This window comes from Streptomyces rhizosphaerihabitans (genome assembly GCF_025399795.1).
GTDB classification, from domain to species: Bacteria; Actinomycetota; Actinomycetes; order Streptomycetales; family Streptomycetaceae; genus Streptomyces; species Streptomyces rhizosphaerihabitans.
Window position 1 is genome coordinate 204,515 of the sequence record NZ_JAODTZ010000010.1, and the last position, 26,088, is coordinate 230,602.

23 protein-coding genes and 2 pseudogenes are annotated in these 26,088 nt (G+C 72.4%); 6 read left to right on the top strand and 19 right to left on the bottom strand.

Annotation, left to right across the window (positions count from 1 at the left end; translation table 11 throughout):
* Positions 1–51: 51 nt before the first annotated feature.
* The 6 genes from hypE to N4G66_RS13370 all read right to left on the bottom strand — a co-directional run bounded on the left by hypE (position 52) and on the right by N4G66_RS13370 (position 6,270).
* On the bottom strand, positions 52–1,041 hold the full coding sequence (gene hypE, locus N4G66_RS13345; protein ID WP_261704301.1) for a hydrogenase expression/formation protein HypE: 990 nt from the start codon (positions 1,039–1,041) through the stop codon (positions 52–54).
* A 73-nt stretch (positions 1,042–1,114) separates the two neighbouring features.
* Positions 1,115–2,233, bottom strand: a complete 1,119-nt coding sequence (gene hypD / locus N4G66_RS13350) for a hydrogenase formation protein HypD (protein WP_261704272.1) — start codon at positions 2,231–2,233, stop codon at positions 1,115–1,117.
* Complete coding sequence (locus N4G66_RS13355; RefSeq protein ID WP_261704273.1) at positions 2,230–2,568, bottom strand: HypC/HybG/HupF family hydrogenase formation chaperone; 339 nt, start codon at positions 2,566–2,568, stop codon at positions 2,230–2,232. Before N4G66_RS13355 ends, hypD begins: the two co-directional genes overlap by 4 nt.
* A gap of 36 nt (positions 2,569–2,604) precedes the next feature.
* A complete protein-coding gene (gene hypF / locus N4G66_RS13360; RefSeq protein ID WP_261704274.1) occupies positions 2,605–4,965 on the bottom strand; it encodes a carbamoyltransferase HypF in 2,361 nt (786 codons plus the stop codon).
* Entirely contained in the window at positions 4,962–5,849 is an 888-nt protein-coding gene (gene hypB / locus N4G66_RS13365; RefSeq protein WP_261704275.1) for a hydrogenase nickel incorporation protein HypB, read from the bottom strand. Before hypB ends, hypF begins: the two co-directional genes overlap by 4 nt.
* Entirely contained in the window at positions 5,833–6,270 is a 438-nt protein-coding gene (locus N4G66_RS13370; protein WP_261704276.1) for a hydrogenase maturation nickel metallochaperone HypA/HybF, read from the bottom strand. Before N4G66_RS13370 ends, hypB begins: the two co-directional genes overlap by 17 nt.
* An 88-nt stretch (positions 6,271–6,358) precedes the next feature.
* Here N4G66_RS13370 and N4G66_RS13375 point away from each other — a divergent pair, with 88 nt between their 5' ends.
* A complete protein-coding gene (locus tag N4G66_RS13375; RefSeq protein ID WP_261704277.1) occupies positions 6,359–6,796 on the top strand; it encodes a helix-turn-helix transcriptional regulator in 438 nt (145 codons plus the stop codon).
* On the opposite strand, the gene N4G66_RS45875 is transcribed toward N4G66_RS13375, so the two are convergent.
* The 8 genes and pseudogenes from N4G66_RS45875 to N4G66_RS13410 all read right to left on the bottom strand — a co-directional run bounded on the left by N4G66_RS45875 (position 6,772) and on the right by N4G66_RS13410 (position 14,282).
* On the bottom strand, positions 6,772–6,876 hold the full coding sequence (locus tag N4G66_RS45875; RefSeq protein ID WP_376453418.1) for a DUF6893 family small protein: 105 nt from the start codon (positions 6,874–6,876) through the stop codon (positions 6,772–6,774). The genes N4G66_RS13375 and N4G66_RS45875 overlap by 25 nt on opposite strands.
* A 17-nt stretch (positions 6,877–6,893) precedes the next feature.
* Complete coding sequence (locus N4G66_RS13380; RefSeq protein ID WP_261704278.1) at positions 6,894–7,454, bottom strand: hydrogenase maturation protease; 561 nt, start codon at positions 7,452–7,454, stop codon at positions 6,894–6,896.
* Positions 7,451–8,881: a hypothetical protein gene (locus tag N4G66_RS13385; protein ID WP_261704279.1), complete on the bottom strand. Its 1,431-nt coding sequence runs from the start codon at positions 8,879–8,881 to the stop codon at positions 7,451–7,453. The genes N4G66_RS13380 and N4G66_RS13385 overlap by 4 nt, the downstream gene beginning before the upstream one ends.
* Position 8,882: 1 nt before the next feature.
* A complete protein-coding gene (locus N4G66_RS13390) occupies positions 8,883–9,527 on the bottom strand; it encodes a DUF6084 family protein (protein ID WP_261704280.1) in 645 nt (214 codons plus the stop codon).
* Between the two features lie 218 nt (positions 9,528–9,745).
* A pseudogene (locus N4G66_RS13395) lies at positions 9,746–10,366 on the bottom strand (DUF5947 family protein); the annotation flags it as partial.
* On the bottom strand, positions 10,363–11,274 hold the full coding sequence (locus N4G66_RS13400) for a NifU family protein (protein ID WP_261704281.1): 912 nt from the start codon (positions 11,272–11,274) through the stop codon (positions 10,363–10,365). The gene N4G66_RS13400 and the pseudogene N4G66_RS13395, both read right to left, overlap by 4 nt.
* Positions 11,275–11,367: 93 nt before the next feature.
* On the bottom strand, positions 11,368–13,149 hold the full coding sequence (locus N4G66_RS13405) for a nickel-dependent hydrogenase large subunit (protein WP_261704282.1): 1,782 nt from the start codon (positions 13,147–13,149) through the stop codon (positions 11,368–11,370).
* Between the two features lie 50 nt (positions 13,150–13,199).
* The gene (locus N4G66_RS13410; protein ID WP_261704283.1) at positions 13,200–14,282 is read right to left on the bottom strand and encodes an NADH-quinone oxidoreductase subunit B family protein; all 1,083 of its coding nucleotides are present in this window, start codon (positions 14,280–14,282) and stop codon (positions 13,200–13,202) included.
* A 352-nt stretch (positions 14,283–14,634) separates the two neighbouring features.
* On the opposite strand from N4G66_RS13410, the gene N4G66_RS13415 reads away from it, so the two are divergent.
* The 5 genes from N4G66_RS13415 to N4G66_RS13435 all read left to right on the top strand — a co-directional run bounded on the left by N4G66_RS13415 (position 14,635) and on the right by N4G66_RS13435 (position 21,746).
* A complete protein-coding gene (locus tag N4G66_RS13415) occupies positions 14,635–15,978 on the top strand; it encodes a hypothetical protein (RefSeq protein WP_261704284.1) in 1,344 nt (447 codons plus the stop codon).
* Positions 15,975–17,411, top strand: a complete 1,437-nt coding sequence (locus tag N4G66_RS13420; RefSeq protein ID WP_261704285.1) for a radical SAM/SPASM domain-containing protein — start codon at positions 15,975–15,977, stop codon at positions 17,409–17,411. The genes N4G66_RS13415 and N4G66_RS13420 overlap by 4 nt, the downstream gene beginning before the upstream one ends.
* A 10-nt stretch (positions 17,412–17,421) precedes the next feature.
* Positions 17,422–19,287, top strand: a complete 1,866-nt coding sequence (locus N4G66_RS13425; protein ID WP_261704286.1) for a LodA/GoxA family CTQ-dependent oxidase — start codon at positions 17,422–17,424, stop codon at positions 19,285–19,287.
* Entirely contained in the window at positions 19,284–20,267 is a 984-nt protein-coding gene (locus N4G66_RS13430; protein ID WP_261704287.1) for a hypothetical protein, read from the top strand. The genes N4G66_RS13425 and N4G66_RS13430 overlap by 4 nt, the downstream gene beginning before the upstream one ends.
* A 795-nt stretch (positions 20,268–21,062) precedes the next feature.
* Entirely contained in the window at positions 21,063–21,746 is a 684-nt protein-coding gene (locus N4G66_RS13435) for a phosphatase PAP2 family protein (RefSeq protein WP_261704288.1), read from the top strand.
* A 12-nt stretch (positions 21,747–21,758) separates the two neighbouring features.
* Here N4G66_RS13435 and N4G66_RS13440 read toward each other — a convergent pair whose 3' ends face one another.
* The 5 genes and pseudogenes from N4G66_RS13440 to N4G66_RS13460 all read right to left on the bottom strand — a co-directional run.
* On the bottom strand, positions 21,759–23,093 hold the full coding sequence (locus N4G66_RS13440) for a glutamate-1-semialdehyde 2,1-aminomutase (protein ID WP_261704289.1): 1,335 nt from the start codon (positions 23,091–23,093) through the stop codon (positions 21,759–21,761).
* A 7-nt stretch (positions 23,094–23,100) separates the two neighbouring features.
* Positions 23,101–23,652, bottom strand: a complete 552-nt coding sequence (locus N4G66_RS13445; RefSeq protein ID WP_261704290.1) for a dTDP-4-dehydrorhamnose 3,5-epimerase family protein — start codon at positions 23,650–23,652, stop codon at positions 23,101–23,103.
* The gene (locus tag N4G66_RS13450) at positions 23,649–24,956 is read right to left on the bottom strand and encodes a polysaccharide pyruvyl transferase family protein (RefSeq protein ID WP_261704291.1); all 1,308 of its coding nucleotides are present in this window, start codon (positions 24,954–24,956) and stop codon (positions 23,649–23,651) included. Before N4G66_RS13450 ends, N4G66_RS13445 begins: the two co-directional genes overlap by 4 nt.
* Positions 24,953–25,900 carry a glycosyltransferase family 2 protein gene (locus N4G66_RS13455; protein ID WP_261704292.1) on the bottom strand — a complete coding sequence of 316 codons (948 nt, stop codon included), beginning with the start codon at positions 25,898–25,900 and terminating at the stop codon, positions 24,953–24,955. The genes N4G66_RS13450 and N4G66_RS13455 overlap by 4 nt, the downstream gene beginning before the upstream one ends.
* Positions 25,897–26,088, bottom strand: a pseudogene (locus N4G66_RS13460) (hypothetical protein); the annotation flags it as partial. The gene N4G66_RS13455 and the pseudogene N4G66_RS13460, both read right to left, overlap by 4 nt.

The window sequence follows — 26,088 nt, forward strand, 5'->3', positions numbered from 1 at the left end:
TCAGCCGTTGCGCGGGTGGGAGTCGACCGATGTGGCCGCGGGCGCGCCGCGTCAGCAGATGCGCGGGAGCTGCTCGCCGAGCGGCATGTCCACCACCCGGGTGCCGCCCAGACCGGTGGCCGCTACCACCATGCCGGGGTGGTCGGCGACGCAGCGGCCGATCGCCACGGACTCCTTGCCCAGCGGGTGGGCGCGCATCGCCGCGAGCACGGCGTCGGCGTGCTCGGCCGCGACGAACGCCACCAGCTTGCCCTCGTTGGCCACGTAGAGCGGGTCGAGGCCGAGGAAGGCGCAGGCGTTGGCGACCGTCTCCGGGACGGGCAGGGAACGCTCGTCGAGCGTGATGCCGACCCGTGCCGCCGCGGCGATCTCGTTCAGGGAGGTGGCCAGACCGCCGCGGGTCGGATCGCGCAGCACATGGAGGTCGGGGCAGACGGCCAGCATGTCCGCGACCAGACCGGCCAGCGACGCGGTGTCGCTCTGGATCTCGACACCGAACTCCAGTCCCTCCCGCACGCTCATGATGGCCACCCCGTGCACGCCGATCGGCCCGCTGACCAGCACCACGTCACCGGGGGCCGCGCGCTGCGGACGGATGTCGACGCCGTCCGGGATCAGGCCGATCCCGGCGGTGTTGATGAAGATGCCGTCGCCGTGACCGGCGTCGACGACCTTGGTGTCACCGGTCGCGACCACCACCCCGGCCGTCCGGGCCGCCTCGCCGAGCGCCTCGGCCACGCGCCCCACGACGGAGAGCTCGACGCCCTCCTCCAGGATGAACCCGCAGGAGAGGTAGGCCGGTACGGCCCCCGCCATGGCCAGGTCGTTGACCGTGCCGTTGACGGCGAGGTCCCCGATGCTGCCGCCGGGGAAGAACAGCGGCCGTACGACGAAGGAGTCGGTGGAGAAGGCGAGCCGGGCCCCGCCCAGCAGCAGATGGGCGGAGTCGCCGAGCTCGGCGAGCACGTCACTGCCGAAGGCGGGCGCGAACAGGTGCTCCACCAGTTCGGCGGAGAGCGTGCCGCCACCACCGTGCCCCATCACGATCCTGTCGTGGTCGCGCAGCGGCGCCGGGCAGGTCCAGGAGGAGAAGTCGACGGGAGCGTATGCCGAGTCAGCCAACGGAACTCGCCTCCTTGTCCGGGGTCTCAAGCCGCCGGTAGAGGTAGTAGGCGGCGCACGCGCCCTCGCTGGAGACCATGGTCGCGCCCAGCGGATTGCGCGGGGTGCACTCCTTGCCGAACGCGGCGCACTCGTGCGGCTTGATGAGGCCCTGGAGCACCTCGCCGCTGCGGCAGACGGTCGACTCCTCGGTCTCGATGCCGGTCACCGAGAAGCGGTGCTCGGCGTCGAACTCGCGGTACTTGGGCGACAGCCGCCAGCCGCTCTGCGGAATCACGCCGATCCCGCGCCAGGCCCGGTCGGTCACCTCGAAGACATCGGAGAGCATGGCGCGGGCCGCGGGGCTTCCCTCGGCCTGCACCGCGCGCGGATAGGCGTTCTCCACGGTGTGCTGCCCGGCCTCCAGCTGCCGTACCGCACGGCGGATGCCCTCCAGGATGTCGAGCGGCTCGAAGCCCGTCACCACGATCGGCACCCGGTGCCGCTCGGCGAGTTCGGGATACTCGGCCATGCCCATCACCGTGCAGACGTGCCCGGCGGCGAGGAAGGCCTGCACCCGGCAGTCCGGCGAGTTCATGATCGCGTCGATGGCCGGGGGCACCTTGACGTGCGAGACCAGCAGGCTGAAGTTGGGGATGCCCAGCTTCTTGGCCTGATAGACGGTCATCGCGTTGGGCGGCGCCGTGGTCTCGAAGCCGATGCCGAAGAACACGACCTGCCGGTCGGGGTTCTCCTGCGCGATCCTCAGCGCGTCCAGCGGCGAGTACACGACGCGTACGTCCGCGCCCTCGCTCTTGACCTTGAACAGGTCGCGTCCGCTGCCGGGCACGCGCAGCATGTCGCCGAAGGAGCAGAAGATCACGTCCGGGCGGGAGGCGATCTCCAGCGCCTTGTCGATGATCTCCAGCGGGGTCACACAGACCGGACAGCCCGGCCCGTGGATCAACTCGATCTCCTCAGGGAGGAGTTGGTCGATGCCGTGGCGGATGATCGAGTGCGTCTGTCCGCCGCAGACCTCCATGAGAGACCAGGGCCGGGTGGTGACCGCCCTGATGTCGTCGAAGAGCCGCTTGGCGAGGACCGGGTCGCTGAACTCGTCCAGGTACTTCATGACCGCGCCTCCTTCTCGATGCCCTCCAGGGGCGGGAGTCCGGTTCCGGCGGGGCGTTCGGCGCCCGCGTCCCGGGCGGCCTTGCCCCAGGCGTCGCCGAACTCCTCCTCCAGCACTCCGAGGTTCTCGAAGAGCTCCAGGGTCTGCTTCGCCGACTCCTCGTCCAGCCGCTGCAACGCGAATCCCACATGGACGATGGCGTAGTCACCGACCTTCATGTCCGGCACGTACTCCAGACACACGTCCTTGACGACACCGCCGAAGTCCACCTTGGCCATCCGCGTCGCGTCGCGTTCCTCGATCTCCAGCACTCGGCCGGGTACGGCCAGACACATGATTCGCTCCTGACTCGCTCCAGCGCTTCTGTCGCGCTAATCCTGTGCTCGGGCGGCGACGATCAACTGCCCGAGGGCCAGACCGCCGTCGTTGGGGGGAACCCTGTGGTGCCTCAGCACGGTGAAACCGTCCCGTTCCAGGACGGCGCCGCAGCCCTCGGTGAGCAGGGCGTTGCAGAACACCCCGCCGCTGAGGGCGACCGTGCGGATGCCGGTCCTTGCTCGCGCCACCGTGCACACCTCCAGGACCAGGTCGACCACGGCCCGATGGAACCGACGTGCCACCGGCCCGGCCGTGACACCGGCCCGGACGTCCGCGACGGCGGCGGCCAGGACCGGCGCCGGATCGGCGATCAGCGGCGCCTCGGGGTCCTGACGGACCGCTCTCAGCATGAACCGGTAGGCGTCGTTCCGCTCGTCGTCGGCGAGCGGGCCCGCCAGATCGTCCAGCGCCGCGTTCTCCAGTTCCATCGCCGCCTGCGCCTCGTACTCCACCCGGTGGCAGACCCCCGCGAGCGAGGACACCGCGTCGAAAAGGCGTCCCATGCTGGACGTGGGAACGCAGTTGAGCCCCCGTTCCAGCTGCCGTTCGAGCAGCCGCCGCTCCTCGGGGGTGGCGGCCGCGGCGCACGGCAGCTCGTACCGCCAGGGCAGTCGCGCCGCCCGCAGATGTGACAGCGCCATCCGGTAGGGGTTGCGTACGGCCGCGTCGCCGCCCGGCAGCGGCACATAGCCCAGATGAGCGAACCGCCGGTACCCGTCGTAGTCGGCGAGCAGTACCTCGCCGCCCCACACGGCCCCGTCGTCGCCGTAACCGGTCCCGTCGAAGGCGACCCCGATCACCGGCGCCGAACCGTCCAGACCGTGCTCGGCCATCGCCGAGGCGACGTGGGCGTGATGGTGCTGCACCTGGCGCAGCGTCAGGCCGCGCTCCTCGGCGGCGCGCCGCGCCCACTGGGTGGCGCGGTAGCCGGGATGCCGGTCGGCTACCAGCAGGCGCGGTGCGACGGCGGTGAGGTCCGTCAGATGGCCGGTCGCCCGCTCGAAGGCGGTCAGGGTGGCCAGGTCGTCCATGTCCCCGACGTGCGCGGACAGCCAGGCGTAGCGGCCGTCCCCGGCGCAGAAGGTGTTCTTGAGGTCCCCGCCCACGGCCAGCGCCGGGACCACCGGCACCGGCAGCGCGATCGGGAGGGGGGCGTAGCCGCGCGACCGGCGTACCGGAAGCTCGGCGCCCGCGCACACCCGGACCACCGAGTCGTCGCAGGGCACATGGATGGGCCGGTCGTGGGCGAGCCAGGCGTCGGCGAGCCCCGCCAGCCGGGTCAGCGCCTCGGCGTCGTCGGTGACGATGGGCTCGCCCGAGCGGTTTCCGCTGGTCATGACGAGGACGGCCGGACCCGGCGGATCACCGGGCAGCCCGAGCAGCAGCCGGTGCACCGGTGTGTACGGGAGCATGAAGCCGAGGTCGGGGCTGCCGGGCGCGACCCCCGCCGCGATCTCGCCGCCCGCCCCGGCCCGCCGCCGCAGCAGGACCACAGGCTTGCGCGGACCGAGCAGCAACTCCTCTTCCGCCGGGCCGGCATGGGCCAGCCGCCGGACGGTCTCCAGCGAGCCGGCCAGCACCGCGAAGGGCTTGCCGCCGCGGTTCTTGCGCTTGCGCAGGGTGCGGACGGCCGCGGGATCGCCCGCGTCGCACGCCAGGTGGTAGCCGCCGATCCCCTTGACCGCCACCACGGCGCCCTCGGCCAGCAGCCGGCGGGCCTCGGCGAGCGCCTGCCCGTCGCGCAGCTCGCCGGGATCGTCCGGCCCGGTGCGCAGCGTGAGCCGGGGACCGCAGGCGGGGCAGGCGATCGGCTGGGCGTGGAAGCGCCGGTCGGCGGGGTCCGCGTACTCACGGGCGCAGTCCGCGCACATCGGGAAGCCCGCCATGGTGGTGCTGTCCCGGTCGTACGGCAGCGCGGTCACGATGGTGAACCGCGGACCGCAGTGGGTGCAGGTGATGAACGGGTGCCGGTACCGCCGGTCGGCGGGGTCCGCGAGTTCGCCCAGACAGGCGTCGCACGTCGCGGTGTCCGGGGAGACCAGCGTGCGGCCCGGCCCGCCGGACGAAGGGCGGATGGTGAACACCGAGCCGTCGTTCTCCAGCGGTACGGCACGGTGCTCGACCGACTCGACGACCGCGAGCGGCGGCGGCCGTGTCCCGATCCGCGAACAGAACACGGCCACGTCGGCGGCCGGGCCCTCCACCTCGGCCTCGACGCCTTGTGCGTTGTTGGTGACCCAGCCCGTCAGTCCGAGTTCCTCCGCGAGGGTGTACACGAAGGGCCGGAAGCCCACTCCCTGGACGACGCCCGTGACGGTGATGTGCCGGCGCTCGCGCCCCGGGGCCGGTGTCACAGCGTGTGCCCCGGCGCCGGGCTCCGCTCGGCCCCGGACTCGCGCTCGTGCGGGTGCCCGGCGGCGTGTTCGTGCCCGTCGCCGTGCGGGTGCCCGGCGGCGTGAATGTGTCCGATCCCGTTCCCGTCGCCGTGCGCGTGACCGTCCCCCTGTGGCTGTCCGTGGCCGTTCTCGTGGCTGTGCAGGTACCGCTCGTGCTGCCGTGCCAGGACGGGTACGTGCGTCTCGTCGCCGGCCGCGCAGCGCAGGACGTGCGTCAGCAGGGCGTCGACCCCCTGGCCGGTGCGGGCCGAGGTCTCGAGGACCGGCACGCCGGGATTGACCTGCTGGACACCTCGCAGGAACGCCTCCCGGTCGAAGCCGACGGCGTCCGCGATGTCGGTCTTGGTGATCACGACCAGATGCGCGAGTCCGAAGGCCGTCGGGTACTTGACCGGCTTGTCCTCGCCCTCGGTCACCGACGCGAGCGCGATGCGCAGGGTCTCCCCGAGGTCGTAGGAGGCGGGGCAGACGAGATTGCCGACGTTCTCGACGAACAGCAGCCGGGTGCCCTCGGGCAGCCAGCCCTCGAGCCGCCGCCGGAGCATGCCCGCCTCCAGATGGCACAGCCCGTCGGTGAGGATCTGCTGCACCGGTGCGCCGGAGCGGGCCAGCCGGGTCGCGTCGTTCTCGGTCGCCAGGTCGGCGGTGACGGCGGCGGCCGGGGTGCCGCCCTCGACGGCGCGCGCGAGCAGCTGTTCGAGCAGGGCCGTCTTGCCGCTGCCCGGACTGGACAGCAGGTTCACCGCCACCGTGCCGCGCTCACCCAGATAGCTCCGCAGGGCCAGCGCGTTCTCGTCGTTCTTGGCGAGCACGGCCTGATGCAGGTCAACGGTGCGGCACATGGCTCGCCTCCTCGTCGCGTACCGGCAGCCCGGACGGCGCGGCCCGTGGCCCGCCGTCCGCGCTCTTCGGGTCCTGGGGTCCGTCGGTCAGCGTCACCCGGACGATCTCCAGTTCCCGGCCGCTGAGCAGGGTCAGCGTGGCCCCGCACACGGCGCACCACAGCACCGGCGGCATCCCGGTCGGCGCCTCGCGGCGGCAGCCGTCGCAGCGGCCCCGTGCATCGACAGTCTCGATCAGCAGACGGGCCCCCGCCAGCGCGGTGCCCTCGGTCGCCAGGCCGAACGAGAAGTCCAGCGCCTCGGGCACCACCCCCGCGAGCTCGCCGATCCGCAGGGTCAGCGACGCGACCCCGCGGCCCTGTTCCCGCACGGCCTCCTCGACCTGTTCGACGACCGCCACGGCGATGGACAGCTCATGCACGGCCCTCACCTCCCGCTGCCGAGCCGCCGGGCCCCCGCGCGCCGCCGGGATGTGGGGCGCGCGCGGGGCTGGTTACTCTGAGAACACGATGACTGGGCATGAGGTCGAGCGACGCGCTCTGCTCACCCCGGTGCTGCTCCTGTTGCTGGCCGAACGCCAAGGTCATGGCTATGAACTGGTGCAGCGCCTGGGCGCCTTCGGCTGCGGCGACGCGGATCAGGCGCATGTGTACCGGCTGCTGCGGGGCATGGAGAGCAGCGGTGAGGTCACCTCGCACTGGCACGCCTCGGAGAGCGGTCCCGCGCGCCGCGTCTACGCGATCACCCAGCAGGGCGCCATGAACCTCGCCCTGTGGTTCGTCCGCCTGGGCGAACTCCACAGCACGCTGCACCTCTTCCTCGAGCGGTACGTGCAGCTCGAGGACGTCGGTGGCCGCGCGGGGCGCGACGGCGGGGGTCCGCGCGGCGGCGCGCGTCCGCCGGATCACGCGCACAGGCCGGATCACATGCGCCGCATGCGCAAGTAGCGGCGGATGTCCGACAGGTTCCTCGCGACTCCGTAGGCCACTACGAGGCCCGCGGCCAGGCCCACCCATTGCCATTCCATCCTTGCCTCCAACGTTGTCAGCTCCTCTGGGGTACAGAGGTAGCGCGGCGTACCAGGTCGAGCACCAGGTCGACGGCGGCCCCCACGGCATCGGCCACCGGGGGTGACAGCCCCATCCCCTCGTCGGTGTCGCGGGGTTCGCAGCCGATGACGTACACCTCCTCGGGGAGGGTGCCGCCCGCGCCGGCGTGCAGATCGTGCAGCAGGGCCAGCACGGTGGCGGGGTCCATGGCATGCGTGTCCAGTGGTCCCGGCCGGGGCTGTGCCCCGGGGGGTTCGGGGCCGACGTCGATCGTGTAGAGCGTGCCCGGCGGGCCCCCGCGGCTGACGGTGTCCACCAGCACGAGGGTCTGGTAGCCCTCCAGCAATCGGTAGGCCAGATGCACCCCGCGGATGCCGGCGTCCATCAGCTCCACGGTGGGCGGCAGTTCGGGCGTGCGGACGGAGAGCCGCCGTACGGCCTCCACCCCGAACCCGTCGTCCTGGAGGAACACGTTGCCGACTCCGGCGACCAGAACTCGGCGGGTCCCGTCCCGTTCGGCCGTACCGGACGGCTCGGTGCGATCAGGTCCGCTCATGTCGCCTCCTCCTTCAGCGGGGCCACCTCGTCGGGCTTGAAGTACAGGAAACGGCCCTGCGCGCGGCGTACGTCGGTGCCGGGATCGTCGTCCACGACGACGGCGAGATGCGTCTCGCCGTCGAGGTCGCCGACCACGGCCTCGACGGTGGCGTGCCGGCCGTAGAGGAAGGCGTCCTGGGCGTCGGAGCGGCGGGCGCCGGGCGTGAGTCGGACCCGGCTGCCGGCCCGTACGGTCTCGCCGTCGATGACGACGACGCCCGGCACCTCGGTGGCCCCGGCGTCCTGCGCCGGATCCCACCAGGGGTGGCCGGGGCCCTCGGGCAGGCTCAGCCCGGTGTCGGGAGCAGGGGGGAGCGGCTCGCCCGCGGGGTCGTCGCCGGTGATCTCGCGCAGCCCCCGGATCGCCCCGTGCAGCCGTTCGCGGACCGCCTCCGGCATGTCGTCGACCAGGTCGATGACCCCGGCGGCGCGGGCGTCCGTGCCGCGCGCCTCGCGCTTCTCCCGTTCGGTGAGCGCTGCCGTGCGCAGCGAGAGGATCTCGTCGATCTCGGTGGCGTCGTAGAGGGGCCCCGGGCTCTCCTCGGCGACGGCGGGGTGATCCTCCAGGATGATCGGCGAGGACAGCATGACGTCGTCCGCGCCGGGCGCTCCCGCGAGTACCGGCCAGGTGTGCTCGTTCTGGCAGCTCGCGGCGGCCGGCCGGGCCCATTCGGGCGGGTCGGTCAGCGACAGGAACCGTCCCCCGGGCACACCGAGCAGCAGATGCGTGCCGATCAGGCTGTGGGCCAGGGCGGTCTCGCGGTCGGTGCCGGCCTGCTCCGGGGCGGCGGTGGTGTTGTGCACACTCACCGTGAGCCGCAGCACCCGGTAGGGACCAGGCAACTCCTCGACACGCGGGCGCAGTTCGCCCGTCAGCCGCCGCCTGCGCCGCACCAGACGGCCCAGTGTCCGGCCCTCGGCGTCGGTCACCGGCTCGTACTCGACGGCGTCCGGAAGGTCGAACCGTACGGCGTGGGAGGCGGCCTGATCACCCATCAGCTCGGCGAAGGTCTCATGGATCAGGACGCGTTCCTCGTGTCCCTCGTCCCACGGCACCAACACCCGGTCGGGAAGGTCGAGTTCGGGTACCTCCGTGTAGCCGCCGTCGGCGTCGAGCCGTTCGACCGTGCGTCGGCGCACGTGCAGGAAGCGCAGTTCGGCGTGGAGCCGGTCGCCGTCGCGGGGCTCCAGCAGACACTCGGTGCGCTGGACGGAGTGTTCTCCGGTCGTGGCGGTCCAGGCGGGCGGCACCAGGACGCCGAACTGCCAGCGCAGTTGGTTCTTCGCGGCCGAGGCGCGGTAGGGGTAGAGGACGTATCCCTCGAACAGGACGGCGTCCGCAATGGTGCGGGCCTGCTCGAAGCGGTTCTCCAGGGGATTGCTCATCTCAGTCGGCCCCCTTCTTCGCGTCGGCGGTGGCGAGGAGTTCGTCGAAGACCCGCTCCCAGGACGGCAGGGCGCGCGAGGAGCGGTAGCGGCGCAGGGCGTCCAGCACGTCCAGCCGGACGCGCAGCCAGCCCGAGTTGGGGAAGTACTGCTCGATCATGTTCCGCCACACGTCCACCGGCATCCGGTACGCCGTCTCCTTGTGCCAGGGCACCGGCTCGGCCCGGAAGCCGTCCCGGCCGGTGAACACCGTGCCGGAGAAGAGCAGGAGCAGCGGGACCTCGCCGCGGGACAGCGCCCGGAAGTACGACGCGGACGCGACCTCCGTGTCGTAGGTGCAGGGCACCGGGAGATCGACCTCCGTCGAACCGGTGAACCCCGGGACCGTGATGGAGGCGTGGGCGAACTGCAGCGGCTTGAGCGTGCTGCTCCAACGGCTCGGCTCGCCGAACAGGTCGCCCAGCATGCCGACCTCCTCCGGATCGTAGGACCGTCCGGCGGGCTCGATACGGATCTGGCAGCGCAGCGCGACGGCGTGCACCGGCTGGTGATCGGTCTCCTCGATGCGCAGCCCGAACAACAGCGTGGGCCCGGCTCCGTACGGCTCGGGACGCACACCGGTGCAGGTGAACTGGAGATCGGTCACGGGGCGCCCCCGGGGTGCCTGGCCGGTCCGGCGGATCCCCGCGGAGTCACGGAGGCACCGGCTTCCGCCGACGCGGCGGAGTTCTCGGGTTCCGCAGCTGCGGCGGGGGCCTCGGGTTCCGCCCATGCGGGGGAGGGCCCGGCTTCCGCCGACGCGGTGGAGTTCTCGGGTTCCGCCGTTTGGGTGGGAGTTCCGGGGTGCGCCGACGCGCCTGTGGGCGCGGGTTCCGGGGCCAGCGGACGGGCGGCCGCCGTGATCCGCTCGAAGAACTCCGCGATGTCCGCGCGGGCCTCCGCACCGCCGTCGAAGCCCTTCCAGTGCAGCCGCATCCGGCCGACCAGCTCGTAGCAGACGTCGACCGGGACGAGCGTGCACGTCACCGAGCCGCCGCGTCCGCGGTGCAGCAGCAGCGCCTCCACATCGGGTTCCAGCAGCTCCGCGAGCCGACTGCGCCCGAGGACCGCGTTCCAGGTCCCCGGATCGAGCTCGCTCTCGGTGGCGCCCGCCGGGCTCGGATAGAAGGCCGCGAGCCGGTCGAGTTCGGAGTTGCGGAAGAAGAAGGCCAGCGCGACCGGGATCTGCAGCCGGTTCCAGTCCGACTCGTCCAGGGCGAACCCGGGATCGGTGAGATACCGGTCCGGGACGGCCCGGAAGCGGCCCTGCCCCGCGCCCGGCCGGGTGAAGAGCAAGTGGCAGGGCGGGCAGGCGCATTTGAGGGACCGTCGGGTGGTGTCGACGAGATGCCGGTGCGCGTCGGGCAGCGGCTCCCCGCACAGATCGCAGCGCTCGCCCCTGGGCGGCGGCCGCCGGGTGAACTGCTTGAGCACGTCGGTGGTCATGGCCCCGCCCCCAGCAGCTCGCCGGGCAGCGCCACCCGCACCGACCCGTCCTCCTCCAGCAGTGGTACGGGCTCCAGGTGGCCCTTCTCGCCCCGGCCCGCCCGGTGCACGTCGAACTCGGCGGCGCAGCCCGCGCACCGCAGCAACTCGCCGTCCAGGGAGGCCGGAGCGAGGCTCGCGGCACAGACCGGGCAGCGGTCGCGGTAGGCGTACAACTGTCCGGGCAGGCGCACGAGCAGCAGGGTGCGGCCGGCGACCTCGGTGACGCCGGTGGCCCGGTCGCCCATGGGCAGTGCACGGGGGCCGAGGGTGTACCAGCGCGCCGGGTCGCCCGCTTCTTCGGACGCCACGGGGTCGCCCGGAGCGTCGTCCGGGCGGTGCGGCAGGATCTGGAGCAGCGCCGGCTGCGGGCTCTCCGCGGCCATTCCCTCGACCTCGATGTGCTCGACCTCGGGAGCGATCCGGGCGACCGCCTCCTCGATGGTCCAGCGCACGGTCTGGGTGGAGGAGAGACAGCCGTCGCAGCTGCCGCGCAGTCTGAGGTGCAGCGTCGGGCCGTCGGCCGCCTCCAGGTCGAGCCCGGCCACCTCGACGTCGCCCGCGTGCGAGCCGAGGTAGGGACGGACCTTGTCGAGGGCGCGGCCCACCCGGGTCGCGGTGTCCTCCGGATGCAGATCGTGCAGGATCAGCAGATCACTGACGAGTTCGTCGGCGGTGAGGACGGCGAGGGGATCCGCGCCGTCCGGGGCGGAGCGCAGCAGGCGTACGGTCCGGGCCAGGCCCTCGCCGTAGAACTCCATGAGGCAGCGCACCAGTTCGTCCGCGGTGTCGCGCGCCTCCGGTCCCGCCTGCTGCGCCAGCTCGTCGAGCAGTGCGCCTATCCGCTCGCCCGTCTCCTGTCCGGCCATCGGCAAGCCCCTCTTCTGAGGAAGGTCGGATCCTGGGAAAGACCGGATCCTGCGGGAGGTCGGATCCTGGGGAAGGTCGGATCCTGGGGAAGGTCAGACCGCAAGTCCGCTCAGCCCCGTCGGCATGTGCGTCTGCTGGACGGTCTTCCCGCCGCCGACGTACATGTGCACGCCGCACGGCAGACACGGGTCGAAGCTTCGGACGGCCCGCATGATGTCGATGCCCTTGAAGTTCTCGGGCGGGTTCTCCTCGAAGATGGGGGTGTTCTGCACCGCGTCCTCGTACGGGCCCGGTGTGCCGTAGCTGTCGCGCACGCTGCCGTTCCACGGGGTCGGCGGGTACGGGTGGTAGTTGGCGATCTTGCCGTCCCTGATCACCATGTGGTGGGAGAGCACGCCCCGGACCGCCTCGGTGAAGCCGCAGCCGATCGACTCGTCCGGCACGTCGAACTTCTCCCAGGTCTGGGTGCGTCCGGCGCGAACCTCCTCCATCGCCTGCTCGGCGAAGTGGAGGGCGGCCGCGGCGGCGTAGGCCTGGAAGTAGGTGCGGGCCCGGTTGCGTTCGAGGGCGTTGCTCCACTGCGGGATCTTCCACTCCAGCGCCATCTCCGGCTTGGTCATCGTGCGCGGCAGGTTGATCTGCACGCTGTGCCCGGTGGCCTTGATGTAGCCGATGTCGACGAGCCCGGACAGCGCCGTGGACCACAGCCGGGCGATCGGACCGCCGCCGGTGTCCAGCGCCAGATGGTCGGTGCCGTCGAACCAGCGCGGCGACATCACCCAGCTGTACTTGTCGTCGAAGTCCCGCTTCTGCGGGGCCGGGATGGTGTGCTGGTTCCAGGGGTGCCGTTCGTCGATGGGGTTCCCGAGCGGGTCCCGTTCGACGAACTTCTCCATGCCCGACCAGTCCTCGTAGTACGAACTGCCGAGCAGGATGCGGATGCCGAGGTTGATGTCGACGAGGCTGTTGGTGACCAGCTTGCCGTCCACGATGACACCGGGGGTGACGAACATCCGCCGGCCCCAGTTCTCCATGTTGGCGTACTGGAAGTCGCAGTACTCCGGGTCGTTCAGCGCGCCCCAGCAGCCCAGCAGCACCCGGCGCCTGCCCACTTCCTCGTACCCGGGCAGTGCCTCGTAGAAGAAGTCGAAGAGGTCGTCGTGGAGCGGGACGACCCGCTTCATGAACTCCACGTAGCGGGTGAGCCGGGTCAGGTAGTCGGTGAAGAGCTGGATGGTCGCGACCGTGCCGACCCCGCCCGGGTAGAGCGTGGAGGGGTGCACATGGCGGCCCTCCATCAGACAGAACATCTCCCGTGTGTAGCGGCTCACTTGGAGCGCCTCACGGTAGAACTCGCCCTCCAGCGGGTTGAGCGAGCGCATGATGTCGGCGATCGTGCGATAGCCGTGGTCGGCCGCGTGCGGGGCCTCGGTGCGCTCGGCGAGTTCGAGCACGCCGGGGTTGGTCTCGCGGACCATCCGCTCGCAGTAGTCCACGCCGACCAGGTTCTCCTGGAAGATGTTGTGGTCGAACATGTACTCCGCGGCCTCGCCGAGGTTGATGATCCACTCGCCGAGGTGCGGGGGTGCCACGCCGTACGCCATGTTCTGGGCGTAGACCGAGCAGGTGGCGTGGTTGTCCCCGCAGATGCCGCAGATGCGGCTGGTAATGAAGTGCGCGTCGCGCGGGTCCTTGCCGCGCATGAACACGCTGTACCCGCGGAAGACGGACGAGGTGCTGTAGCACTCCGCGACCCGCTTCGCCTTGAAGTCGATCTTGGTGTGGATGCCGAGACTGCCCACGATGCGGGTGATCGGGTCCCACGACATCTCCGTGAGGCCGTCACCGGCCGGCTTGTTCGTCGCCGTCGCCATGGTGCCGCGCCACCTTCCTGTCGAGTGTCCTGCTCAGCGGGTAACCGTGGTCACCACGGGGCCTTGTAGCCGGTCGTGAGCTCCTCGCCCTTGCCGCGCCACTTCGGTTCCTTGTCGACGGTCTTCGCGGTGATGTTCCGCAGGCGTCGTATGACGGATCCGTAGATACCGCTCGCCGTCGCGGACACATGGCCGCCCGGCGGCTCGTCCATGAACGGCATGAACTTGTCGGGGAAGCCCGGCATGGTGCAGGCGATGCAGATCCCGCCGACGTTCGGGCAGCCGCCCACGCCGTTGATCCAGCCGCGCTTGGGCACATTGCACTTGACCACCGGGCCCCAGCAGCCGAGCTTGACCAGGCACTCCGGCGATCCGTACTCGCTCGCGAACTGCCCCTGCTCGTAGTAGCCGGCGCGATCGCAGCCCTCGTGCACCGTGGCGCCGAACAGCCAGGTAGGCCGCAGTTCCTCGTCCAGCGGGATCATGGGAGCAGCGCCCGCCGCCTGGTACAGCAGGTAGAGCAGGGTCTCGGAGGCGTTGTCCGGGTGTACGGGGCAGCCCGGGATGCAGACGATCGGAATGCCCGCCTTGGACTTCCACTCCCAGCCCAGATAGTCCGGCACCCCCATCGCGCCGGTCGGGTTGCCGGCCATCGCGTGGATGCCGCCGTACGTCGCACAGGTGCCGATGGCGACGACGGCGAGCGCCTTGGGGGTGAGCCGGTCCAGCCACTCACTGGTCGTGATCGGCTGACCCGTCTCCGGATCGTCCCCGAAGCCGCACCAGTAGCCCTCCGGCTTGACCCGCTCGTTCGGTATGGATCCCTCGACGACCAGCACGAAGGGCTCCAGCTCGCCCCGGTCGGCCTTGAAGAACCACTCGACGAAATTGTCCGCGCCCTGCACGGGCCCGCACTCGAAGTCGATCAGGGGCCAGTGGACCGCCACCTTGGGCAGTCCTGGCAGGGCACCGAGCGCCAGCTCCTCGATGCTCGGCTGGGTCGCGGCGGTCAACGAGACCGAATCCCCGTCGCAGCTCAGCCCCGCGTTGATCCAGAGAATGTGGACGGTCGGGTCCTCCTGCGCGTCGTCCTGCGCGGCGGGATCGGCCGTCGTCGCGGTCGGGGCGTTCATGAGCCCTCCTGGGAATCAGCTCATTCAGGTCATAACTGGCCAAACAGCCTTTCCCATGGTTACCGCCCAGGAGGGGTGACGGTAAGTGCGAACCGGCCCTATCGCCCCCGCGCACTATCGCCGCCGTGTCCCGCGGCGGCGCCCGGACCCCGGAGGGCCTGCGCAAGGTGTTCCGCCCCCTGGCCCAGCCGCTTCCGCAGGGGTGACGGGGCGGGGCGCCGTGAGGTGAACCGGGCGGGGAGCCTCACCGGGCGGGCGCGGGCCCCGTCGTGTCGATCATGACGCAACGTGACGATTGCTGTATTTTTTGATCACGCCCCGTCATCTTGTCGCCAACCGCTAGGAGATGCCGGTGATCGACCAGCTCTGGATCCAGCCCCCGCTCGCCTTCGCCCGGCTGGGCCCCTCCCCGAAACCCTGCGACAACTACCGGTGGGGGAGGAGCGACCTCACTCCGCGCGGTACCGGCAAGACCACGGTGGAGCCGCAGCCCACCCTCGACCTGGCCGCGGACGGCACCCTGAGCGAGCGGATGCCGCAGGAGGTCCGCTTCAAGGACGAGGCCGGCTGGCGGCCCGTCTGCCCGTACTTCGAGGTGCACGGCAGCTGGACGGTGGACGGCGAACGCCACACCGGGCCGCTGACCGAGGAGGTCCTCGCCCGGTTCGGGCTCGGACTCGGGGACGTGCGCTGGCAGGTCAGCGTGGCCAACCTCAAGGCGCACCACCTCACCCGGAGCGACGACGACCGGATCGAGGCGACCGTCGGGGTCCGGGGCGACGACCACCAGCAGCACCGGCTGGCGGGCACCTCTCCGCAGGGCGCCGCCCAGCCGCTGGTCCCGGCGGGCCGGGACCTCCCGCTCGGTGCGGTGCAGGTGCCCGTGCCCAACGCCGCACTGCCCGAGCTGCGGCTGCGGTTCACCCCCGCGACCGGCGCCGTCTACGGGCCGACCACCCTCACGGACGCCGGCCGGTACCGCATCCCGGCGGAGCGGCGGATCCTCAACCCCGGCGCGGAGTGGGTCGGTTTCCGGCTCCCCAGCGACGACGTCCGGACCGCGCCGCGGGGCCTCTTCGCGGGCGCCGAGGGCCAGCTGTCCTTGGGCCTGGTCGACGACGTGTGCGACGGGCTGGTCACGGTCGGGCTGCCGGGCGGGCTCACCGCCTCCGCCCGGGTGGTGGCCTGCCCGCCGGTGTTCTCCCCCGACCGCAGGCCCTTCGTCTCCGTGGCGGACGGGCTCGCCGACCGGGTCCGGCGGGGCGATGTGCGCACGCCCGCCTACCTCGCGGACAAGGGGCAGACCACTCAGGAGATCAGAGACCTGTTCGAGCGGATCCTGGAGACGGTGGGCAACATCAACCTGGACGTGCAGAACGGCTTCTTCGGGGCCCTGCCCCCGGCGGAGACCCTGACCGGCGTGCTGCTCGGCCTCACTGAACAGGCGCGCCGCCGGCACCGCCGGTTCGTGGCGCTGGAGATGCTGGAGGACCTGTTCCGTGAACGCCCCGGGCTGATCCGGGAGATCGTCCGGGAGCCCGTCGCCGACCCGCGGACGGCCGGGGCGTACAACGGCCGGATGCCCCCCGACATGCGCGGCGCGGACGGCAACGCCCTGCACCTGACGCGCCGCCAGTACGACCTGCTCGTACGGTGGGCCGCTGCGCTGCGCGAGAACACGGAGGCGGGCACATGAGCGTGCTGCTCCAGATCGGCCGACGACCCCCCGAGCCCGCCCGGCCCCGCGGCCCCGGCGGTGTGCCCCCCGGCCCCGGTGGCGGGCCGCCCGGCCCCGCCACCGAACTGCGTGTGTTCCGCAGCGCGCACGGCGCCCACCTGTTCGTCGCCGACGGCAGCCGCGTCTACGACCTGCCGGAGGAGACGGCGGCCCGCCTGGAGCGGTGGACGGCGGCCCCCGAGGGCAGCCTCGCCGGCCTGGCGGAGGAGCTGGCACTGCCCCTGTGGCCGGAGCGCCGTATCGACGGGACGCCTGCCGCGCCCCCGCCCCTCTCCTCGATCTCCCTCAACGTGATGCAGGCCTGCAACCTCAGCTGCGGCCACTGCTACGCGGACGAGGGCCGCTTCGGCGGCTCCGCCCGGGCGATGCCCCGGTCCACGGCCTTCGCCGCCGTGGACCGGCTGCTCGCGGAGGCGGCGCCGGGCGCGGACGTGGTCGTCGGGTTCATGGGCGGGGAGCCGCTGCTGGCCAGGGACCTGGTCCACGAAACGGTCCGGTACGCCGAGCGTGCGGGGGCCGCCGCCGGGCACCCCGTCCGCTTCGCCCTCACCACCAACCTGACCACCGTCCGCCCCGAGGACGCCCGGCTGTTCGCCGAGCACCCCTTCACCGTGACCGTGAGCCTGGACGGCGACCGGGCCGGGCACGACGCGCTGCGCCGGGCGCCGGGCGGGGCGAGCGCCTACGACCGACTGCGCACCGGCCTCGCGGTCCTCGCCCGGCACGGACGGCCGCGGCAGCTCAGCGCGCGGGTCAGCGTCACCCCGTACACGGGGCGGCTGCGCGACGTACTCGAGCACGGCATCGAACTGGGCTTCGACGAGGTGGGCTTCGCCGCCGTGGTGAGCGCGCCCGACCCCGCGTACGAGATCACCGCCGAGACCTTCGGCGGCTTCCTGGAGCGGATGTTGGAGTGCGGCGAGAGCGCGCTGCGCGAGCTGTCCGCGGGGCGGCACTACCCCTTCGGCAACTTCCAGACCGCCATGCGCCAGCTGCACCGGGGCTCCCACCGGCCGTATCCCTGCGGCGCCGGTGCCGGATACCTGAGCGCCTCCGCCGAGGGCGGGCTGTACGCCTGCCACCGGCTGGTGGACGACCCCGCGTTCGCCATGGGATCGGTCGCCGGCGGCAGCGACCGGGCAGCCCGGCAGGCACATCTGAACGACCGTCACGTGGACCGCGCCGAGCCCTGCCGGTCCTGCTGGGCCCGCTACCTGTGCGGCGGCGGCTGCTACCACGAGGTGAGCCGCCGGGGGCGGCCCGGCTGCGACTACATCCGCGGCTGGCTGGCCTTCTGCCTGCGCGCCTACGTCGAACTCTCCCAGGCCGCGCCCGAGTTCTTCCGCGCCTCACCCGGGGCTGCCGCCGCCGCCAGTGCCAGCACCGTCTGAAGGAGCCGCCGTGCCCGATCTGCCGACCCCCGCCGGGAAGATCTTCCCGCGCAACCTGACCGCCCGCGCCGACCACGTCGTCCACGGCAACCCGGCGAACACCCGCCCCGAGAGCGGCGTCGACAACTGCTTCCCGGGGCTGGAGTTCGACCAGCGCAACATGGACAAGAGGTTCTTCCCGGGCCTGATGGTGGACTTCCACCGCCAGGAGGGTGCCCGGGTCATCGCCGTCACCGGCGGCGTGGCCGCGGCTCAGGGCCTCACCGACGCGGACCTCACGGTCCCCGGACAGCCTCTCTACCTGCGGGGCCTGTGCGGGCGTACGACCGTGGACCAGCCCGAGACGGCCGCTCCGGCCGTCGACGCCCGGGGCAAGGACGGCCTGGACGTCTGGCGGCACGTGCACGATCTGCTGCCCGGGCGGATCGCCATCGTGCTGGGACCGGGCCGCGGCAGCGACTCGCCCGGGCTCGGCTCCGTCGGCGACCTCAACCAGATCCGGACGGCCGACGGCAGCTTCGTCGACCGGGGCCCGAACGGGCGGGTCAGGCTCGCCGTCCTGGTCACCGACCGGGCCCGCTTCCTGGACGAGGAAGGGGTGATCGATCCGGAGGTCTACGAGCCCGGGGACCTCACCCGCAGCATGTGCGCCCCCTGGCAGTACGACTTCCGGGACTGCATGTGCTTCTACTGGGCCGCGTCCAAGCCGGACGTCTCCAGCAGCTCGGACGGCGCCGTCCCGCAGATGAACTTCCTGCGCGCCGACCGCACCCCGGCGGCCGACCGCGACGACGACGTCGACGACGCCCGGCGGTCCCTGGAGATGGACTACCCGGACGTGATCGCCGACTGGAACGTGCTCCCCGTGGTCCTCAACGACCGAGAGGACGACAGCATCGGCAACCCGGTGCCGCCGGCCGGCGCGGAGCTCAGCCGGGCGCAGGTGATCGAGCAGCTGAAGAAGCTGGCCGCCGTCGAGCACGCGCTGTGCATGGAGTACCTCTTCGCCCACTACTCGCTCAAGGCGCCCCGGGTGCTGCCCTCGGGCACTGCCCCCGAATCGCTCCTCGCGAAGACCCACGCGGCCGCCAACGAGGTCTTCCAGGTCGCCGTCGACGAGATGCGGCACCTGCGCTGGGTCAACGAGGCGCTCGGCACCCTCGGCGAGGCGCCCGTGGTCGATCGGGCGGCGACGATCGAGCGGGACGGGCCGCACACCGTCGAGCGGCGGCTGATGACCGCCGCGCAGCTGGACTGGTTCATCAACGTCGAGGCGCCAAGCCAGGTCTCGGGCACCGGCGTGGACGGCATGTACGTCCAGCTGCACCAGACCCTCATCAAGGAGCCGCCGCCGTTCCCGGAGGCCGACCGGCTGGCCCACCTGGTCAAGCTGATCATCGACGAGGGCGCGGACCACTTCAAGCGCTTCACCGCCGTCAAGTTCCACCTGTCGCCCTTCACCGAGTCCCAGTACCTGCGCGATCTCGGGGCGGGCGACGGGTCCCCGCTCCAGACGCAGCTCCTCGATCTGAGCGACCAGTACTACGCGATCCTGCTCGGGCTGCTGCGCAGCTCGTTCGCGCTCGGCGACCGGGCGGGCGGGGTGCTGATCGGCCAGTCCCGCACCGTGATGGAGTTCCTGCACCAGACGAACCACCTGCTCGCCTCCCGCGGCGTGGGCCCCCGCTTCACGCTGCCCGCCGAGCTCGGGGCCGCGGCCGGTCCACTGGCCGACGGCCAGCTCACCCGGCAGGCAGCGCTCGCCGCGATCCGCGCCCACGAGGCCATCCGGCCCCTCGGCGACCCGGCGGCGCGAGCCCTGGTGAACGCACAACAGCCGCAGACCGAGGCCCTGCTCGCCCTGCTCGACGCATGAGCGAGGTCCTCGCCCTGACGGGGTACGGGCTGGCCGAGCTGACCTGCGCCCGGCTGCTCGCCGGGCGGGGGCACCGGATCCGGTTCGCGCCGGAGCCCGCCGCACCCACGGGCCCCCGGCCGCTGCTGCTGACCGGTCCCACCCTGGAGCTGCTGCACTCCCTGTGGGGCGACGGGCTGCTGGACGGCACCTGGCGGCTGAGCCACCGGGAGGTCTCCTGGGGCGAGGAGCCCGCGGCGCGCCTGGCGCAACCCGCGAGGGTGGTCGACGGCGCGGTGCTGGCCACCCGGATACGGGGCCGGCTCGGGCCGGGGCTGCGGGGGAGCGGGTCCCCCGCGTGGACGGTGTCCGCCGTCCCCCCGGACGGCGCTCACTGGCACTGCGGGCGGCGGCAACTGCTCGCCGGCACCGCCCCGCTGCGGCCGGGCGCGGACGAGCGGACGGCCCGGCTGGCCACGGCGGCCCTCGGCTGGGTGCAACTCACCCCGCTCGGCGGGGGCGACTGCCTGGTCCAGGGGATGGTCCCCGGCCCGGCCGGCGACCCGGCCGCACTCCTCGCCCGGCTCCTCGCCGAAAGCGGCCTGGACCGCCTACTGCGCCGTCCCCCGCGCACCGCGACCGCCATCCCGGCCGCTCCCCGGCTGCACCCGGCACCGGGCCGGCCGCCGGCCGACGGGGCCGGCGGACTGCTGACCGTGGGCGCCGGCGCACTGCGTTGCGACCCGCTCAGCGGCACCGGCACCGCCCAGGCGCTGCGTACCGGAATCCTCGCCGCCGCGGTGATCGACGCGGCCGCCGCCGGTACCCCGGCGGGTGCCCTGTGCGCCCACTACGCGGCCCGGCTGGGCGCCGCCTTCGCGGAACACCTGCGCGGCTGCGACCGGCTCTACGCCGTGGCCTTCCCCGATCCGGCCTGGTCGGACGAAACGGGCCGACCAGCCTCCGCCCACTGGTCGAACCGGGCTGGGGCCGGCACGTGAGCGCCGCCCGGTGAGCCCGGGTCGGTCCGCGACCGGCCCAAGTCGAGGCCCGTAGGAGGACGTCGTCCACGACGCGTCACGATCGCGGTTTCGGTGACAGTCCGTGGCTCCGGCGCGGAAAAGCGATCCAGAACCAGAATTCGCGGGTTGTCGCTCGCGGAGTTTCCCACGGCGGTCAGCCGCGACCGCGTTGTTGGTTAGGGTGGCAGGCAGAGACTGATTTCGATGCCTTTGGCCAGGGTGTTGGACAGGCGGGCGAGTTCGGGGCTGCACAGGCCGATGGCTCCGGCCCGTGCCAAGTCGGACGCGACGGGGGGCTCGTGGGTGGGGAGTTGACGCCGGCGGAAGCCGAGGACCACGTCGACCGGCGTCAGTGGCGTCAGTGGCGTTGGATCGCTCGGCCGAGCGGGCCTGGAAATCGGACCTGCCCCGTTCGCGCTTGACGTGTTTGCGATCTTGCCCGGTCCAGCCGTACGGAGCTCGTACGTCCGACGTCCGGGTCATGCCGGCGGGTGGCGGTGGGCAGTTCTCGGGGCGCGTAGCGGCGGGTGACGCGGCGTCGGCCCCGACGGGAGGGGGGAAGGTGCATCGCATCTGCCGGGTGGTGGACTGTGACGGAGTGCGGGCTTTCCCCCGTCTCGGTCATGAGCGGGGTGTTCGGCTCGACCGCCGCCGAGCAGGGGGTCGCGGCGCGGTCGACGTCTGCGATGAAGCGCGGGCTTCCGCCGGGGTCGCAGCGGCAGCCGGCGACCGGAGTCCGAAACGCATTGCAGGGCGATCCGACACGGCGGGCGTGTGACCGGCCGGCCGGCGCCCGCGGTGCTGCCACCGTCGCTGCGCGTGCGGCTCGGGCTGACCGCGGCCCTCGCCGCGCTGGTGGTCGTCGTCCTCGGGGTCCTGTATGCCGACGCCGGCAAGCCCGGCAGGGTGGACACGCGGATCTGGGCGACGGTGGACGGTGTGGGGCCGCCGTGGCGTTACGTCGCTCTGGCCACGGACTTCTTGGGGGAGCCCGTGGGAGCGGCGACGCTGGTCGTGGCCACCGTGACGGGCTGCCTGCTGCTTCGGCGTCCTCGCGCGGCGGTGCTCGTCGTTGTCGGCGTCGGCGTGGCCGTGGGGACGGCGACGCTGCTCAAGCATCTGGTGGGACGCACCATCCACGGCGACGGCAACTTGTCCTATCCGAGCGGGCACACCGCCTTCCTCACCGCGCTCGCCCTCATGGTGGCGCTGCTCGCGACCGGCCCGCTCGGCCTCGGCAGGACGGCCGGCACGTCACTCGTGCTCGCCGCGGCGCTGGTTGCCGGCGCCGCCATGGGCTGGGCGGAGGTCGCCCTGGGCGCCCACTACCCGACCGACGTCCTCGGCGGCTGGTGCACCGCACTGGCGGTGATACCGGCGACCGCGTGGCTGGTCGACCGGATGGCTGACCGGCTGGCCGACCGAACGGCCGACGCCGGTCAGCGGCAGCGTCGCTGACGTGACGTCACGTCACGCCAAGCGGCGGAATACGGGCTTCACCGGTCGCCCTGCCAGCCAGGGGGTGGGGTCAGCGGCGTCCAGCGCCTTCCGGTACACCGCACAGGCCTGGGCCACCACGTCGACGGTGTGATCGATGTCGGCGTCGTCGAGCGCGCTGCTCACCACGAACGACGGGGCCAGCACCCCGCCCGCGAGGAGTCGGCTCAGGAACAGGGTGCGGTACCGCTGCGACGGCTGCCGGTTCTCGTCGAGGGTGGCGAAGACCAGGTTGCTGGCCCGGCCCCGGACCACGATGTGGTCGCCGACGCCCATGGCGGCCGCCGCGTCGCGGACACCGGCGGCCAGCCGCTCGCCGAGGGCGTGCAGCCGCGCGGTGACGCCCTCCTCGACGTAGGTGGTCTGCACGGCCATCGCGGCTGCCAGGGAGTGGGTTTCCGCACCGTGCGTGGTGGACAGCAGGAACACCCGGTCGCCCGAGTGGCGCAGCCCGCCCAGTTCCATCAGATCCCGGCGCCCGGCCAGCGCGGAGACGGCGAATCCGTTGCCCAGCGCCTTGCCGAACGTGGAGAGGTCGGGGACGACGCCGTACAGGCCCTGGGCGCCGGCTTCCGACCAGCGGAAGCCGGTGATCATCTCGTCGAAGATCAGTACACAGCCGTGCCGGTCGGCCAGCTCGCGCAGGCCGGCGAGGTACCCGGGCGGCGGTTCGGTGTGGGTGGCGGGTTCGAGGATCAGGCAGGCGACCTCGTCCTGGTACCGGGTGAGCAGCTCCTCCGTGGCGGCCAGGTCCCCGTACGGGAACGTCACGGTGAGCTCGTTGGTCGCTGCCGGGACACCGGCGGACATCGGCGTGGTGCCGATGAACCAGTCGTCGACGGAGAAGAACGGATGGTCGGCGCAGAGGGCCACCCGCGGGCGTCCGGTGGCGGCGCGGGCGAGGCGCACCGCTGCGGTGGTGGCGTCGGAGCCGTTCTTCGCGAACTTCACCATCTCGGCGGTCGGCACCGTGGCCAGGAAGCGTTCCGCGGCTTCGACCTCCACGATGGACGGCCGGACGAAGTTGCTGCCGCGGTCGAGTTCCCGCCGCGCCGCCTCGATCACGCGTGGGTGGGCGTGGCCGAGGCTGACCGACCGCAGGCCGGAGCCGTACTCGATGTAGCGGTTGCCGTCGATGTCCCACACGTGGGCACCACGGCCGTGGCTGATGACCGGGGCCAGGTTGTCGGGGTACTGGTCGTCGCCCTTGGCGTAGGTGTGCGCGCCCCCGGGGATCATGGCGTGCAGCCGCTCGTTCGCCATCCGCGAGCGGGGGAGGAGGAGTTCTTGGGTGTCTTCGGTGGGCACGCCGACCTCAACTTTCCTGGTGCTTGAGGACCTCGGCGAGGCTCGGCGCCTCCCGGTCCCGTTGGGACATCGATGTGACCGGCAGCGGCCAGGGAATGGCGAGCTCCGGGTCGTCGAAGGCGATCGTCACGTCCTCGGCCGGATCGTGCGGGCGGTCGATCCGGTACGAGGTGTCGGTGGTCTCGGTCAGCGCCTGGAAGCCGTGCGCGCACCCCGCCGGGATGTACAGGGTCACCTGTGTCTCGCCGGACAGCTCGAAGAAGGCCCGGTTGCGGTAGGTCGGCGAGTCCGGCCGCAGGTCGACGACGACGTCGAAGATCCTCCCGTACGAGCACCGCACCAGCTTGGCCTCGCCCGCGCCGGAGCGCAGGTGCAGGCCCCGCAGCACGCCTCGGACCGAGCGGGACACGCTGTCCTGGATGAATGCGTGGGGGTCGAGGCCCACCGAGCGGACCACGTCGGCGTCGAAGGTCCGGCAGAAGAAGCCGCGCTCGTCGGCGTACGGCGTCGGCTGGAACAGGTATGCGCCGGTGATCTCCGGGACTTCGGTCGCCTTCATGGAGCCTTCCGCGAGGTCTGGGCGTGATCGGCCGCGGGGAACAGGGCCGCGGTCAAGGAGTTGAACTGGTGCTCGAGTCGCCGGGCGGCGGCCAGGTTCCGCTCGGTGAGGGTCTGCCGCAGCTCGGCCGAGCGCTTCTCCAGCGCACGGAACTGCTCGAGCAGCCGGTCGGCGTCCACCTCGCGCGCCGGGTGGCAGTACGCGCCCAGGCCCATCTCCGCCATGAGCGCGTCGCTCTTCGCCGCGTAGCAGAGAGCGAGCACCGGCGTAGCGGTCTTCAGCGCGCAGATCAGGTTGTGGTACCGGATCGCCACCACGGTGTCGGCAGCCGCCATCTCCTTCATCAGGTCGGCCAGTGAGGACGGCTCGGCGGCGGTGACCAGCGGCGAGTCCACCGCGTCGAGGATCGCGGCGACCACCGACGCGTCGCACCGGTCACCGGTGAGCAGCCGGACAGCCCTGCCCTCCTCGACCAGCGCGCGGACGAACCGGATCGTCCCGTCGAGGTAGCGCCGGTGTATTTCATCGGCCCGGGCGCGATCGTCGTTGCCGCCGTGGAAGTCCATGACGCCGACGCAGACCGGGCCCGGCGGGGCCGACGGGTCCGAGGGCGCGCTGGGGGTACCTCCCTGCTCTGGGGGCCCCTCCCGGCCGAAGGCTGGGGGAGAAGCCGAGAGCTCGGGGGACCGCGGTGTCGGCAGGGCGAACGCGAGGTCCGGGTAGACCTCGTCGCGCGCGGTGTCCACGCCCATCGCCCGCATCGCGTCGCGGGACTGCGCGTCCCGGTACGACCGGTAGGTGGCCAGCCGCGCCGACCAGCGCACCAGGGCCCGGGTCGGCCGGTTCCCGATCGTCGCGGCGCCGACGCTGACCAGCGCCACCCGGCTGCGCAGCAGCCGGCCACTCGCGCAGAGCAGGAACAGCGAGTACGGGAAGCCCCACGGCCGCAGCGGCAGCGTGGCCTCCAGGACGCCCATGCCCGGCACGATCACCACGTCGTGCCGGCGCACCCAGGCGGCGGTGCGGAAGACGTCGACGAGTTTGCCCAGCCCCTTCGCCGCGATCGCGCCCGCACGCGACGCGGTCCGGTACTCCCCGCTGTACCAGTGCAGCCGCGTCGCGGGGATCCCGAACCGCGTCGTCACGGCCTCGGGCCCGCCGCACAGCGCGTCCACGACCGCCTCCGGGTGTTCGGCGCGGAGGTACCCGAGCACGGCTTCGAGCGATCCGTCGTTGCCGAGGTTGCCGGAGCCGAGCAGGCCGAACACCCCGACGCGCACCGGGGCCCTGTCCGCGGCCGTCATGTCCGCCTCCCCTCACGGCCGGCGACGAGGGCGTCGACGGAGACCGTGAGCAGGCCCGGATCGACCGGGGCGCGGTCCTCGACCCGTTCGCCGGCGCCCGGCCGGACCCGGCTGGTCATCCACGCGGCCAGGTGGCGGTAGCAGGCGCGCCGGTCGGCCGGGGACAACGGCGCCCGCCGGATCGCTGCGGCGAAGCCCCATATGTACTCGGCGAGCAGCCGGGGCGTCGGGTGCAGCACGCCGGCCCGACGCGGGTCCAGGTTGACGCACCGGGAGCGCTTGGACGGGTTCGCCCGCTCGGCGCGGGTGGGGTGGTCGCGGCGGAAGTACAGCAGCTCCGGCACCTGGTGGAACGGCCCGTGCAGGGTGATCTCGGCGACGTACGTGCGGTCCGCGTGGTGGTAGCTGTCCATCGGTTTCACCCGGCGCAGCCTGTCGGCCCGGAACACTCCGTAGAAGTCGTCGCCGCCGGGCTCGAACAGCAGACTGCGGAAGCGCTCCGGCGCGTGCGGAGAGTCGGTGGCGAGCCCGTACTCGTAGGGGACCTTCACCTGGCCGTCGCCGTCGATGACCGCCTGGCCGGTGTGCGCGAGGATCATCTCCGGCCGCTCGTCCAGCGCCTCCACGCAGCGCCGCAGCAGGTCCCGGGCGTACAGGTCGTCGTGCGAGGCCCACTTGAACAGCTCACCGCGGGACTCGGCGAACACATGGTTGTGGTTCGGCGTGGCGCCGATGTTCCGGGGCAGCCGCAGGTACCGGATGCGCGAGTCCCGGGCGGCGTACTTGCGGCAGATCTCCTGGGTCCCGTCGGTCGAGGCGTTGTCGGAGACGACCAGCTCGAAATCCTCGTAGGTCTGGCCGAGCAGGGCGTCGAGCGACTCGGCCAGGTACTCCTCGCCGTTGTACACGGGCAGGCCGATGCTCAGCCTGGGTTGCGCCGTCATGAGGTCCTCACTTCGGGGATGGGATCGCGGTGGCGCTCGCGCAGGGCGGACCGCAGTTGCAGCCACCACACGGCCGAGCCGCTGATGGTTGCGGCGGCGACTCCCCAGGCCGAGCCGACCGTGCCGGCGGCGGCCGCGCCGCCGAGCCCGCCGCTGACATAACAGGCGGAGGCGAACAGCTGGCAGCG